The sequence below is a fragment of the Dyella sp. OK004 genome, assembly GCF_900114495.1.
Taxonomy (GTDB): Bacteria; Pseudomonadota; Gammaproteobacteria; order Xanthomonadales; family Rhodanobacteraceae; genus Dyella_D.
On record NZ_FOZI01000004.1, the window covers coordinates 466,585 to 480,355 of the forward strand.

General features: G+C 64.5%; 11 protein-coding genes. 4 read left to right on the forward strand and 7 right to left on the reverse strand.

The features are described 5' to 3' along the window. Positions 1-11 precede the first annotated feature (11 nt). The 4 genes from BM338_RS18225 to BM338_RS18240 all read right to left on the reverse strand — a co-directional run bounded on the left by BM338_RS18225 (position 12) and on the right by BM338_RS18240 (position 6,368). Positions 12-848: a 2OG-Fe(II) oxygenase gene (locus BM338_RS18225; protein WP_090453423.1), complete on the reverse strand. Its 837-nt coding sequence runs from the start codon at positions 846-848 to the stop codon at positions 12-14. A gap of 57 nt (positions 849-905) precedes the next feature. Further along, positions 906-2,963 carry a prolyl oligopeptidase family serine peptidase gene (locus BM338_RS18230; protein WP_090453425.1) on the reverse strand — a complete coding sequence of 686 codons (2,058 nt, stop codon included), beginning with the start codon at positions 2,961-2,963 and terminating at the stop codon, positions 906-908. Between the two features lie 191 nt (positions 2,964-3,154). Then, the gene (locus tag BM338_RS18235; protein WP_090453427.1) at positions 3,155-4,708 is read right to left on the reverse strand and encodes a TIGR00341 family protein; all 1,554 of its coding nucleotides are present in this window, start codon (positions 4,706-4,708) and stop codon (positions 3,155-3,157) included. 169 nt (positions 4,709-4,877) lie between these two features. After that, the gene (locus BM338_RS18240) at positions 4,878-6,368 is read right to left on the reverse strand and encodes a MocR-like pyridoxine biosynthesis transcription factor PdxR (protein WP_090453429.1); all 1,491 of its coding nucleotides are present in this window, start codon (positions 6,366-6,368) and stop codon (positions 4,878-4,880) included. A 113-nt stretch (positions 6,369-6,481) separates the two neighbouring features. Here BM338_RS18240 and BM338_RS18245 point away from each other — a divergent pair, with 113 nt between their 5' ends. Next, positions 6,482-7,762: a hypothetical protein gene (locus tag BM338_RS18245; RefSeq protein ID WP_090453431.1), complete on the forward strand. Its 1,281-nt coding sequence runs from the start codon at positions 6,482-6,484 to the stop codon at positions 7,760-7,762. A gap of 109 nt (positions 7,763-7,871) precedes the next feature. Here BM338_RS18245 and BM338_RS18250 read toward each other — a convergent pair whose 3' ends face one another. Both BM338_RS18250 and BM338_RS18255 read right to left on the reverse strand, forming a co-directional pair. Further along, complete coding sequence (locus tag BM338_RS18250) at positions 7,872-9,920, reverse strand: sodium-translocating pyrophosphatase (protein WP_090453433.1); 2,049 nt, start codon at positions 9,918-9,920, stop codon at positions 7,872-7,874. A 204-nt stretch (positions 9,921-10,124) separates the two neighbouring features. Beyond that, positions 10,125-10,505, reverse strand: a complete 381-nt coding sequence (locus tag BM338_RS18255) for an RcnB family protein (RefSeq protein ID WP_090453435.1) — start codon at positions 10,503-10,505, stop codon at positions 10,125-10,127. A 291-nt stretch (positions 10,506-10,796) separates the two neighbouring features. On the opposite strand from BM338_RS18255, the gene BM338_RS18260 reads away from it, so the two are divergent. The 3 genes from BM338_RS18260 (at position 10,797) to BM338_RS18270 (ending at position 12,789) form a co-directional block, all read left to right on the forward strand. Next, positions 10,797-11,354, forward strand: a complete 558-nt coding sequence (locus BM338_RS18260) for an MCP four helix bundle domain-containing protein (protein WP_218156380.1) — start codon at positions 10,797-10,799, stop codon at positions 11,352-11,354. 130 nt (positions 11,355-11,484) lie between these two features. Further along, positions 11,485-12,018: a hypothetical protein gene (locus BM338_RS18265; RefSeq protein WP_090453439.1), complete on the forward strand. Its 534-nt coding sequence runs from the start codon at positions 11,485-11,487 to the stop codon at positions 12,016-12,018. Positions 12,019-12,021: 3 nt separating this feature from the next. Continuing rightward, positions 12,022-12,789 (forward strand): alpha/beta hydrolase, encoded by a 768-nt coding sequence (locus BM338_RS18270; RefSeq protein ID WP_090453441.1) that lies wholly within the window; start codon positions 12,022-12,024, stop codon positions 12,787-12,789. Positions 12,790-12,813: 24 nt separating this feature from the next. Here BM338_RS18270 and gcvA read toward each other — a convergent pair whose 3' ends face one another. Continuing rightward, a complete protein-coding gene (gcvA, locus tag BM338_RS18275) occupies positions 12,814-13,758 on the reverse strand; it encodes a transcriptional regulator GcvA (RefSeq protein ID WP_090453443.1) in 945 nt (314 codons plus the stop codon). Positions 13,759-13,771 lie beyond the last annotated feature (13 nt).

A 13,771-nucleotide genomic window follows, 5' to 3' on the forward strand; every position in this document is an offset into this window, starting at 1 on the left:
CGCGGGACAGCTCAGCGCTGATACGGGCGCTCGCGCAACCACTTGGTGGCTATCCATTTTTCGCCCTTATCGACGGGCAGGCCTGCGTGCAGGGAGCTTTGGTCGCCGGTGTCGTAGGCGAAATAGACGGCTGAACCGCGCAGGGCGGTGACGGTGAGGCCGACGGCGGGAAAGGCGGTGCCGCCGCCTTCGTCGGGGGTGTTGAGGTACATCACGATGCTGGCGACGCGCTGGCCGCCGCGCGCGGTGACCGCGGTGAAGCCGGGCTGGGCAGGGTCGAACCAGTCGAAATGCGGCTCGTATTCCTGGCCGGGCAGGTAGTGCAGGATTTGCAGGCCTTCGCCGTGGCTGACCGGGATGTCCACCAGCGCGGCGATGCGTTGTTCGATGCGCTGGATCAGCGCCGATTCGCCGATGCGGAAGAACATGCCGTTGCTGGTGCGGCGCTCGTCGGTCTGGTGGCGGCCGTCCACGTCTACGGTGAGCGAGCGCTGCAGGCGCGGGCGCGCCTGTTCAATCAGATCGTCGCATTCCGTGCCGGTGAGCAGGCCTTCGAGTACGCGCACGATGGGCGTGTCGACGCTGGTGGTGACACGCACGGCGTGCTCGCCCACGCTCATTTGCGGCGCGGCAGGGTGGCGCGGCTGTTTGCTGCCGGCGCGCGGCGCGGTGGCGTTGAGTGCGGCGAGCGGAATATCCAGCACTTCGGAGACGGCGCGGCGACTCTGCGGTGCGTCGTAGCCGGCCTCTTTCATCAGGCGCAGTACGTCCATCGGGCCGTGGCCGGCGCGGGTGGTGGCGAGAATCCACTCGCGCAGTTCGGGGCGTGTCTTGTGGAAATGCTTCATAGGCAAGGCGCGGGGAGCGTCATCGGGACACTCCCCGCTGATGGGCGGAGATACCGCTTACTTTACGTGGTCCCACAGGTAGGTGTACTCGAGCGCTTTCATGAAGGCCGACTGCTTGTTGTCCGCCGCGCCGCCATGGCCGCCTTCGATGTTCTCGTAGAAGCTGGTGTCGTAACCGAGCGCAGCCAGCTTGGCGTACATCTTGCGCGCGTGCACCGGGCCGACGCGGTCGTCGCGGGTGGAGGTGGTGAACAGCGCGGGCGGGTATTTCTGCCCGGCCTTAGCGTTGGTGTACGGCGAGAAGGTTTTGAGCCATGTCCACTCGGCCGGCTTGTCCGGGTCGCCGTATTCCGCGATCCACGACGCGCCGGCGGAGAGGTGCGTATAGCGCTGCATGTCGAGCAGGGCTACCTGGCTGACGATGGCGCCGTACAACTGCGGGTACAGCGTGAGCATGTTGCCCATCAGCAGGCCGCCGTTGCTGCCGCCCATCGCGGCGAGGTGCTGCGGCGAGGTGATCTTGCGCTTGAAGAGATCCTCTGACACCGCGGCGAAGTCCTCATACGCGCGCAGGCGATTGGCCTTCAGCGCGGCCTTGTGCCAGCGCGGGCCGTATTCGCCACCGCCACGGATGTTGGCGATGACATACACGCCGCCTTTGTCCAGCCAGGCGCGGCCCATACCGCCGCTATAGCTGGGCTGCAACGAAATCTCGAAGCCGCCGTAGCCATATTGCAGGGTGGGGTTCTTGCCATCGGCTTTGAGGCTCTTCGGCGCGATCTCGAAGTAGGGCACGCGGGTGCCGTCCTTCGAGGTGGTGAAGTGCTGGCTGACGTCGTACTTCGCGGCATCGAAGAAGGCCGGGCTGTGCTTGACTGCCTGCGGTTCGCCTTGATCGATGCTGCCGTAGTACAGCGTGGTCGGCTGCAGGAAGCCGCTGACGGTGAGGAAGTAGTCGTCGCTGTCGTCGGCGTCGATGCCGGCCGCGGCGATGGTGGAAAGCTTCGGCGCGCCACCCAGGCCTTCGCGCTGCCATGCGCCGGCCTGCGGCGTGAGCACTTCCAGCTTGTTTACCACGTTGTCCATCACGTTGAGGATCAGGCGATGACGCGTCCACGAATAGCCGTCGAGCGCGGTGCTGTCGGTGGGCTCGAACAGCACGGCGAATTCGCGCTTGCCGGCCATGAAGTCGTCGAACTTCGCCGCCAGCAGCGAGCCGGCTTTGTAGGGCTTGCCGCCGACGCTCCAGTCGCTGCGCGGTTCGATCAGCAGCCATTCGCGATGCGCGCGGACGTTGGCATCGTTCGGCACGTCGATCTTGGTGAGCTTGCCGTCCTTGCCGCGGACATAGGTTTCGCTGTCGTAGAAAGCGATCTGGCGCGTGACGAAGTCGCGTTCAAAGCCGGGCGTCTGGTCGCGGAAAGCGCCGATGCTCATGTCCTCCGGCTTGCCTTCGTACACGGTGACGGCGCTGTTCAGCGGCGTGCCGCGCTTCCATTCCTTGACGATGCGCGGGTAGCTGGAGGTGGTCATCGAGCCAGGGCCGAAATCGGTCGCGACATAAAGCGTGTCGCGGTCCTTCCAGGTCACATTGCTTTTCGCTTCCGGCAGCGTAAAGCCATCTTTCACGAACTGTTTGCCGGGCAGGTCGAACTCGCGCACCACGTCGGCATCCGCGCCGCCGCGCGACAGCGAGATCAGACAGCGCTGATAGTCGGGCTTGAGGCAGTCGGTGCCGTGCCATACCCAGTTCTCGTTCTCTGCCTTGGATAGCGCGTCGAGGTCGATCACGGTTTCCCACGTTGGCTGGTCCTTGCGGTATTCCGCCAGCGAGGTGCGGCGCCAAAGGCCTTTGGGATGATCCTTGTCACGCCAGAAGTTGTAGTAGCGATCGCCGATCTTTTCGACCATGGGAATGCGCTCGTTGGAATCGAGCACTTCCAGCAGGCGCGTGTCGAGTTGCTTGAACTCGGGCGTCTGCGCGTATTTCTTCACCGTCTCGGCATTGTGCTGCCGGACCCAGTCCAGCTGCTTGTCACCACTGATGTCTTCCAGCCAGAGGTTGGCGTCGGCCGGAGCATCGGCCTTGGGGGGAGGGGTAGCTGCGTGAGTCATGCCTGCCATCGATAAAACAAGAAGGAGTGCGAACGGGTGCGTTTTCACGGGCGAGTTCCCTGTCAGAGCTTCCTCAAAAATCTCAGCCAATCCATGTAGGAGCCCACCCCCGGATCGAGTCCGGGGCAGGCTCTGTGGGCGACCGCGCGCTTGCCAGGAGCACCGCGCACCTACATGGTCCATCTATCCATTCAATCAGCCTTGGCCGCATCCGTCACCTGCAGGAACACACTGCGGAACGCGTCGATGCCTTCATTCGCCTCCACCTTCGACTGGTCGGGCAGTGGGTAACTGGCGCCCAGGCTCACTTGCAGGTGGTGTCGCTCCAGCCAGTCGCGCGCGTTGGCGGCGCGCTGGACGGCCAGTTCCGCGGTGCCGTGGCCGTCGCTGCTGGCGCGGCCTTCGGCGACCAGATGCTGGACGTTCCAGCGCTGCGCGGCCCAGGTCACCAGCTGCAACGTCACGATCTGGTCCGGGCCGACCTCTGCCGAACCGCGGGCAAACAACACGGGTGGCAACGGCCGTGGCGGCGGCACGATATGCACCTGCCACCCGGCGAGGCGGGCTTCGAGGGTATCTTCCATTTGTTTCAGCGAGACCAGCGGTGCATGAGCGGTGGGCGCGATGGCCAGGGTCAGCGTCTTGGTCGAGGCGTCGACGCCGGAGCTGAGCAGGGGTAGCGGGAAATGCGTCGCCACCTCGCTGGCTTCGTCGGCGGGTCCTGGCGTGGCTGGCGCATTCGCCAGGTTGGCGCTCAGGGCAGAGCGGGACAGATCGGCGCGCGCCGGGTCGGCCATGATCACCGGCGACAGGCGCAGGGCCAGGTTGGCTGGCAGGGCGGCGCTGAGCGCTTCGCGCAGATGGGCGTCGTCTTCCAGGTCGTAGTGCTGCGCCGCGAAGGTGACGTCGAGCGCGCTGCGCGTGTCGTCGAGCTGCATGTCCAGCACACGCACGGTCTGTGCGCTGAGCGCACTGGTGAGCGTGCTGCGCACGGTACCGAGCAGGCGCGTCTGACTGGCGATATCGCCCAGCGCATGGGCCAGCGGCCAGCCTAGTGGCAGCAGCACCGCAAAACCGACTAGCACTTGCCAGGCCACTGCAGCGCGAGTGCCGCGGCCGCTGAAGCCGTACCAGGTGCACATCAGAGTGGCGCTCAGCGCGATGGTGGCCAGGTTGGTGGTGAATAGCAGCAAGGAACCTTCGGCTATGCGCCACTGGGCCACGGCGATGCCGAAACCCACGACCGCCATCGGCGGCATCAGCGCGGTGGCGATGGCGACGCCGACGATGGTGCCGCCACGCTGGCGGATCATGGCGTAGCCACCGGCCAGGCCGGACAAAGTGGCGGCGATCATGTCGAACAGGTTCGGCGTGGTGCGCGCGAGGATTTCCGGCGTGGGCGTGCGCAGCGGCGACAGGCGCACGATCAGGATCGCGATCAGCAAGGCCAGGCCCATGCCGGCGAGCAAGGTGCCGAGTGCGCGGAACACGCGGCGGATATCCAGCGTTGCCATGCCCAGGCCCAGCCGCACGATCGGCCCCATCAGCGGCGATACCAGCATGGCACCGATGATCACCGATACCGAGTTGCACAGCAGGCCGATGGTAGCGATGCCTGAGGCCATCGCACACATGAAGAGATAGCTGCCTTCCAGTTCGCCGTTGTCGTCGATTTCTTGAGCGATCGCCTCGCGGTCGACGGTGGCCGCCTGACGTTTCAACCAGCGACGGATAGTGGTGAGCATGCTGGGCCTCGATGGTGCAGGGGAATGCAACGGACCGAAGGGACGAAAACTTCCCCATGCGATCCAACCGAAAGCGGAACGCACATGCACAGAACAACGGATAGGGCTGGCGTCCTTGCCGTCGCGCGATTCTCAACTGCCGCCGGGCAACTAGCCCGGAGCGGACGCATTATGTCGCAACCGATGACACGGAAAGCGAGGCCTTTCGCATCTGCTGGCCTAGCGCGCGGGCCATGCGGCGGGTGGCTTCGTCTAGTTCGTTCTCGTCGTGATAGGTAAAGCCCAGGCGCAGGAAGGGCTGGGTGCGCTGCTGGAAGTCGTAGCGGCGGGCGTCGAAGAACAGCACGCCTTCGCGTTCGGCGTCACGCGACCAGCGGGCCACGTCGATGCCTTCGTCAGCGCGGGCCCATAGACCCATGCCGCCTTCTGGCACGCGGAACGTCACCGCGCTGCCGAGATGCCGCGTCAGTGCGGCAGCAAGCGCATCGCGGCGCGAGGCGTAGGTGCGGCGCATGCGTCGTACATGACGCAGCAGCTCGCCATCCTCGAACAGTTCGGCGATGGCGCATTCCATCGCGGCGTCGCCACGCGCATCGCTGGCTGCACGCACGCTCTGCAAACGCGCGAACACCGACGGCGGCGCCACCACGAAGCCGGTGCTCACGCCCGGCGCGAGCAAGTTGGATAGCGAGCCGACATACACCACGTTGGCGCGCCCGGTGCCCGCTGCGATTGGCAGGATCGGTTTGCCTTCGTAGTGGAACTCGTGATCGTAGTCGTCCTCGATGATGGCGAAGCCGTGACGCAGCGCTAGTGTGGCCAGCCGCGCGCGCCGCGCCGGCGACATCACTGTAGTAGTGGGGAACTGGTGATGCGGGGTGAGGAATACGGCGCGGATCTTTTGCTTGAGCAACACCGCTTCCAGCGCATCCACATCGAGACCGTCGCTGTCCACCGCGATGGGCAGCAATTGCGCGCCGGCCAGTTTCAGCACACTCCATGCCGGCGGGTAGCCGAAGGCTTCGATGACCACGATGTCGCCCGGACGGATCAGCGTACGCGCGACCAGATCGATGCCTTGCTCGATGCTGCGCGTGACCATCAGGTTGTCGGGCGTGGCCTGCAAGCCGCGTGTACGGATGAGCATGGCGGCCAGTTCGCTGCGCAGGCGGATATGCCCGCACGGGTGTGGCGTCGCCAGCAACATGCGGCCGCGCCGTTCGATGGCGCGACGGAACGCGCGCGCCAGTTCGCGTGCTGGAAACAGACGCACATCCGGCGCGCCGTTCGCCATCATCAGCGTGCCGGGCGCGGGCGCGTGGCCGCTCGCGGGCAAGGGCAGCGGCGGCATCAGGGCATAGGTAGGCGTCTGTTCGGCCACCGCAGGCGCGGCGGGTGGCGGTGATGCCGGTTGGGTGATGAAGGTGCCGCCGCCGACGCGTGTACTGACGAGGCCTTCGGCCATCAGCTCGCCATAGCCGGCGACAATGGTGTTGCGATTCACGCCCAGACGCTGCGCCAGTTCGCGCGAACCGGGCAATGCCTCGCCGGGTTTCAGCCGTCCGTTGCGAATGTCGTCGGCAATCGCCCCCGCAAGCTGCAGGAATAGCGGCAGCTCGCGTCCGGGGTCGAGTGCGATGGCAAGCTCCCAGCGGCGCATGGCCGGGATTGTAAGCACAACCGGACCAGCCGGAATGTGAGAAGTGGAACTCCCGGTGGCCTGCTGCCGGCACCACCCTGCGGACCTCCAGCATCACCACAAAGGAGGGTCGTATGCGCCGGTTTTCACATCTTGTTCTTTCCATGGCCTGTACCGCAGCGTTGCCTGCGCTGGCTTGGGGCCAAACCTCGTACCGCGTTTCCCAGCTGCCTGCGCTGGGCGGCACCTTCAGCTCGGCCAACAGCATCAACGATCTTGGCCTGGTCAGTGGCGTGGCCAATCTGGGCGGCGATCAGGCCGGACACGCCACGCTGTGGTTGAACGGCACGGCCTATGACCTCGGCACGCTGGGTGGTCTCAATAGCGATATCCAATGGCCGGCCAAGAACAACTTCGGGCTAATCGCCGGTATCGCACAGACCGGCAAGCCCGATCCGCTGGGTGAAAGTTGGAGTTGCTCCGCGTTCTTTCCGGGGGCGACGGCGACCAGCAGTACTTGTCTGGGTTTCGTGTGGGCCTGGGGCCATATGCGTGCGCTGCCCACGCTGGGCGGCAACAACGGTTTTGCCGCCGGCGTGAACGATCTGGGCCAGATCACCGGCTGGGCCGAGAACACGATTCACGATCCCAGCTGCGACACGCTGCATAGCGGCCAGGTGTTGCAGTTCCGTCCGGTGGTGTGGGGTCCCGGCCCGAATCAGCTGCGCGAATTGCCCTTGCTGGATGGCGACAGCTCCGGTGCGGCGACTGCGCTCAATGACAAAGGCCAGATGGTCGGCATCTCGGGTACTTGCGACCAGGCCGTCGGCCGCTTTACTGCGCGCCATGCGGTGCTGTGGCAGAACGGCAAGGTCATCGATATCGGCAATCTTGGCGGGGTTGCCTGGAACACGCCGATGGCGATCAACCTGCAAGGCCACGTCGTGGGCTTCTCCAACGTATCGGCGGGCGATGGCGGAGCGATGCATGAACACGCCTTCTTGTGGACACGCCGTGGTGGCATGAAGGATCTCGGCACGCTCTATCCCAACGATGTGCACAGCCAAGCATTCGCCATCAATGTGCGTGATCAGGTGGTGGGCTTGTCGTGTACTGCGCACTTCGCCAGCTGCCACGCCTTCCTGTGGGAAAACGGCCACATGACCGACCTCAACCTGCGCGTGCCCGGCTACGACGGCCTGCTGGCGCAGGCGCTGGATATAAACGACGAAGGTGTGATCACCGGGCTGGCGGTTGATGCGGCGACGGGAAATCAGGTGGCCTTTGTTGCCACGCCGGGTGGTGAATTCGGCAGCCGCGTGTCACTCGCGGTGCGTCATGCAGTGATGCCGGATGCAATGCGTGGACGGGTCCTGCGTCGCCTGAAGCTCGAGCATGTTGCCGATCTGCCGTAGCAAGCCGTTCTTCTTCCACCGTCCCCAAAAGAAGAAGTCGCTGTAGAACTCTTGTGAGTGTTCCGTTGGAAACCGGGGCGCATGTTCTGCTCCCCGGTCTTTGATGCCATCAAAGCAGCGGAATCAACAGCAGCGCCACGATGTTGATGATCTTGATCAGTGGGTTCACTGCCGGACCGGCGGTGTCCTTGTAGGGATCGCCGACTGTGTCGCCGGTGACGGCGGCCTTGTGTGCGTCGGAGCCCTTGCCGCCGTGGTGGCCGTCCTCGATGTATTTCTTGGCGTTGTCCCACGCACCACCACCGGTGGTCATGGAGATCGCCACGAACAGGCCGGTGACGATGGTGCCGATCAGCACACCGCCCAGCGCCTGCGCGCCGGCTTCCGCACCGCCGAGCCACTTGAAGCCGAATACCACGATCACGGGCACCAGCACCGGGAGCAGCGAAGGCACCAGCATTTCCTTGATCGCCGACTTGGTCAGCATGTCCACCGCGCGCGAGTAATCCGGCTTGGCGGTGCCTTGCATGATGCCGGGGATGTCGCGGAACTGGCGGCGCACTTCTTCCACCACGGCACCGGCGGCGCGGCCCACCGCTTCCATCGCCATCGCACCGAACAGATACGGAATCAGGCCGCCGATGAGCAGGCCGATGATCACGTAGTGGTTGGAGAGGTCGAAGCGAAAGTCGGTGATGTTGAGGTGCTGGCTGAGGTTGTGCGTGTAGTCGGCGAACAGCACCAGCGCGGCGAGGCCGGCCGAACCGATCGCATAGCCCTTGGTCACCGCCTTGGTGGTGTTGCCCACGGCGTCGAGCGGATCGGTGACGCCGCGGACCTCCGGCGGCATGTCGGCCATCTCGGCGATGCCGCCGGCGTTGTCGGTGATGGGGCCGTAGGCATCCAGGGCGACGATCATGCCGGTCATGCTGAGCATCGCGGTGGCGGCAATGGCGATGCCGTACAAGCCGCATAGGGCGAAGGAGCCCCAGATCGCCGCGCATACTGCCAGCACGGGCAGCGCGGTGGATTTCATCGACACACCGATGCCGGCGATGATGTTGGTGGCATGGCCGGTGGTGGACGCCTGAGCGACGTGCTGCACCGGTGCGTACTCGGTGGCGGTGTAGTACTCGGTGATCACCACCATCGCGCCGGTCAGCGCGAGGCCGATCAGTGCGCAACCGTAGAGATGTCCGACGCCGTAGGCCGATTCGCTCATCAGCTGGCTGGTGATCGGCCAGAAGGCGATGGCGGCGAGGATGGCTGACACGGCCACGCCGGCGTACAGCGCATTCATGATCTTCGGGCCGCGCGCCTTCACGAAGAAGGTGCCGATGACCGAGGCTATGATCGAGGCGCCGCCCAGCACCAGCGGGAATAGCACGCCGTTGCTGCCGGTCTGCTCGGCCATCACGCCGCCGAGCAGCATGGTGGCGATCAGCGTGACCGCGTAGGTCTCGAACAGGTCGGCGGCCATGCCGGCGCAGTCGCCCACGTTGTCGCCGACGTTGTCGGCGATCACGGCGGGGTTGCGCGGGTCGTCTTCCGGAATGCCGGCTTCCACCTTGCCGACCAGGTCGGCGCCGACGTCAGCACCCTTGGTGAAGATGCCGCCGCCGAGGCGGGCAAAGATCGAGATCAGCGAGGAGCCGAAGGCCAGGCCGACCAATGCATGCAGCGCGTGCATGCTCTCGTAGCCCAGATGACGGAGTACGGCGTAGTAAGCCGTGACGCCGAACAGCGCCAGGCCGACCACCAGCATGCCGGTGATGGCGCCGCCGCGGAAGGCGACGTTGAGCGCCGCGGCGAGCCCGCTGCGCGCGGCCTCAGCGGTGCGTACGTTGGCGCGTACCGACACGTTCATGCCGATATAGCCGGTAGCACCGGACAATATCGCGCCGATCGCGAAGCCGATCCCGGTGCCCCAGTCCAGCGCGAAGCCGATAATCAGGAACAGCACCACGCCTACCGCGCCGATGGTGGCGTATTGCCGGTTGAGGTAGGCCCGCGCACCTTGCTGGATCGCCGCGGCGATCTCCTGCATGCGTTCGTTGCCCGGTGATTTTGCCAAGATCCAGCGCACCGAGAGCGCGCCATACAGAACTGCCACGACCGCACATGCAAGCACGATCCACAAGCCAAACTGCTGCAGCATCGGAGCCTCCCCATCGGTTGTTAGCTTTCTATGCGGTGTTGCCGCCGGCTTCACCGCGATGGCCGCCTGTTGCGGGCGGTCCCCCGAGTATAGGCAGAGGTTGGCGACCGTTTTGTTGTGCGACGCAACGCATCGGTGCATTCCGCGCATAAAAAAGGCGATGCCGGGGAGGCATCGCCTGTATGTGGAACACCTTCGCCGGGATCAGCGAATGGCCATGTCGAGAATGATGCCGGTGGCAATGCCGACTAGCAGGTAGTCGCTGTTGTCACGCACCCAGTGGTAGCCGCGCGGCGGCGGACGCAGGCGGTAGTAGCCATAGTCGCGCACGATGTAGGTGGGGCCGTAGTAGCGCTCGCCGCGCGCCCAGTAATGCGGGCGGTGGTGATAGCCGTAGTAGCGCCGGTCGTCGCGGTAGTAGTGGCGGTCGTAACGGCGGTCGTCGCGCCAGCGGTCGTGACCGCGGCCATGGTCGCGATCGTGGCCGTGTCCATGGCCACGGCCGTCATCGTTGTCGGCCAGCGCCACGCCACTGCCGGCGAGCAGGGCGAGGGCAACAAATAGTTTGGAAAAGGTCTTCTTCATATGCGCTCCTCGGGCGCCCGGTGGCCGATGGCCAACCGCGGGTAGGACAAATCGTAGGAAATCACGTCTGAATGGAAGGCCTTTCGCCAGGCTGTCTGTTTAAGCTGCGGCTCAGCTGTCATCGCCTCGACATGGCTTGTTTATTTTATTGAAGCATATGATTTAAAAGGTAATTATCTCTAAAGCCTGGCTGGGGGCTGCCGATGCAGGGGCAGGTTCCCCCGTATTCCCCCAAGGTTCTGCATGCGCCCATTTCGTGATCTGGACCGCCTTTGGCGGTCGCTGCCCCCGTTGTCACTTCGTGTCCGCCTGATCCTGCGTCTGGCAGGCCTGTTGCTGCTGATGTTGCTAGTCGGTGGTGCGGCCATCGCCTCCCTGCTGCGCGCTGACCAGCGCATGCGCGCACTGGTGACTGACTCGCTGAGTCCGGTCTCGGATGTAGGGCGCATCCAAAACAACTACAGCGACAGTCTCAACGCGTTGACTCACGCCGGCCTCACACGCCTGCCTTCCGCGGTGGAGGAGGCCAGGACGCTGATCCAGTCGAACAGCCTGGATATCGAGCGCCGTTGGCGCGAATTACAGGCCAGCGGCCTGGGCCGCGAACAGACGCAGTTGCTGGCGCTGGCAGACACGCATCGCAAGGCCGCCGAGCAGGTGATGAAGGAAGCGATCAGGCAGCTCGACGCGGAGCAGTACGACCTGGCCCAGTTGCAGATTGCCTCGGACGTGCAGCCTTCGTTCGCGCTGCTGCATGCGGACTTCGCCAATCTGTTCGCCAAGGCTTTGCAGGCCGGCGACGATGCCGCGGCAGCCGAGCATGCCGCGAGCCGGCGCACGCTGGCGTAAGCAGGCGGATGTGTTGCTGAGGCAGGTGGGATTCTTTGACTTGCCTGCCGAAGCAGCGACCTGAGGTTTGGCCGAAAGGCTTACTGGCTAGCGCAGGACCTTGTGGCAAGCTGCGTCAGTCAAGAGGGGCATGCCGATGCGCAAGAGCGGATGGCCGATAGCTTTGGGGTGGCTGCTGCTGGGCTTTCCGCTCGGCCTGCTGCACGCCACGGCTTTGCCACCCGAGCGATTGGAATGGCATGGCATGACCTACAGTCTCGCGACGCAACCTTTAGATCAGCGTTATACAGGCGGACAAGTGCGTCCACACTTCATGCGTGCTCCTCTTGTGGAAGCCGATGGCGATCGCGGTTACATCGGCCATTGGCAGTTGGAGGACGATCGGCTCTATCTATTGGATATCGAATCCTGGCTTTGCAGCGATGGCGCCGCGCTCAAGACGGACTGCCGCAAAGTGACCCTTGATGATGTATTTGGCGTCAGCACGAAGGCACCGGTATTCGCCGAGTGGTTCAACGGAGATCTCGTTTTGTCCAGCCAGGAATCGATGCATGAGGCAGCCTATCGGCACGCCATCCGCATCACCCTGAAGGCGGGCAAGGTGACCCACATCGAGACGGTGGACAATATGCGCACGTCAATTTCGTCTGAAAGAGCTCGTTGACGCATGTTCTGGCGCGTGATCGCAACGATGGCGGCGTTGGCGTTTCTGTTCTATGCGGGTTGTTGCGCCTTGCTCTACTTCAATCAGCGACACATGGTGTATCACCCGGAAGCAACCTGGCGCCTGCACCACCCTCCCGACTTCACGCTGGTTCATGAGGGTTTGACTCTGCGTGGTTGGGTGATGAATCCAGGACAGCCACGGGCGCTGCTGTACTTCGGAGGCAATGGCGAGCGCATCGAGGATGCGAGGGAAGACTTTGCGCGATGGTTTCCACAGCGCACGATCTATCTTCTGCCTTATCGCGGTTACGCCCGTAGCGATGGCGAGCCGGATGAGCGTGCACTGGTATCTGACGCGCTGGTGCTGTTCGATCAGGTGTCGCCGAAGCACACTGAAGTAGCGGTGATCGGGCGTAGCCTGGGCAGTGGCGTGGCAATCCAGCTCGCGGCACAACGACCCGTGGAGCGGCTGGCGCTGGTGACACCTTTCGACAGCATGGTGAGAGTGGCGCAGTCGTTCTATCCGCTGATGCCGGTCAACTGGCTTGCGCGGGAACGCTTTGAATCCTGGCGCTATGCCTCCCGGGTGCGCTGCCCCGTGCTGTTGTTACGCGCAGGAGAAGATCAGCTCGTTGCCGCGCAACGCACTGCGGTATTGGCAGCCAGCTTCACCGCGCCGCCGTCACAGCAAGTGGTGCCCGAGGCCGATCACAACACCATCCAGGAATACTCGGACTACCGCGTTGGACTAAGCCGTTTCTTGCAGTGAAGCCATGTTGCACGACATCGGTTGCTACGTGGATTTGCGCAGCCGTTTGCGTGCGACAGCACGGCTGGGTGCCGGTTGCGCCGACACGATCTCCCGCAGCCAGGCGCGCAGTGCATCGATAGCGGGATCGCCCAGTGCATGCGCCGGGCGGACCAGGTGGTAATCGAAGCCGTCGAGTTCGGGGCCGAACGGCATTACTAGTGTTCCGTTGGTCAGGTCATCCGCGACCAGGGCGGTATTCAGCAGTGCTACGCCTTGTCCCGCGATGGCGGCATCGATCGCATGAGTCTCGTCGCTGAAGGTGACGCCGCGATGGAAGCCCGCGGCGGCTTGTCCGGCATGTCGCGCCCACGCGGGCCAGTCGGGCGGCTCCGGCAAGGTGGGCTGCCACTGGAAATGCAGCAGCGGATGCCTGGACAGATCCTTCGGCGTGCGCAACGTCAGGCGCGGACTGCACATGGGGGCGAAGCTGGTGTGCAGCAGTTGCTCGCTGTGCAGGTCGCGATAGTTGCCCTTGCTATAGCGGATGGCGGCATCGATCTGCTGCGCGGCGAAGTCGACAACCTGGGTCGAGGCGTGCAGGCGCAGGTCGAGATCAGGATGGCGCGCCTGGAAATCCGCGATGCGTGGGATCAGCAGGCGTGCCACGAAAGCCGGCGTGGCGGATACGGTCAGCATGCGTCGGCGCTTGGGTTGCAATAGCGGGGCGACGGCCACGGCCATCGCGTCGAAGCTGTCGCGCAGCGCCGGAAACAGGGCGCGGCCTTCGGCGGTCAGGGAGACCTTGCGCACCTGTCGCTCGAACAGCGGCACGCCCAGCAACGCTTCGAGCTGGCGGATCTGATGGCTGATCGCGGTGGCGGTCACCGACAGTTCGGCGGCAGCGAGGCGGAAGCTCTGATGTCGCGCCGCCGCTTCGAAGGCGCGCAGGGCGGATAGCGGCGGCAGGCGTCGGCGGCTGGATTCCATGGATGAATTCTAC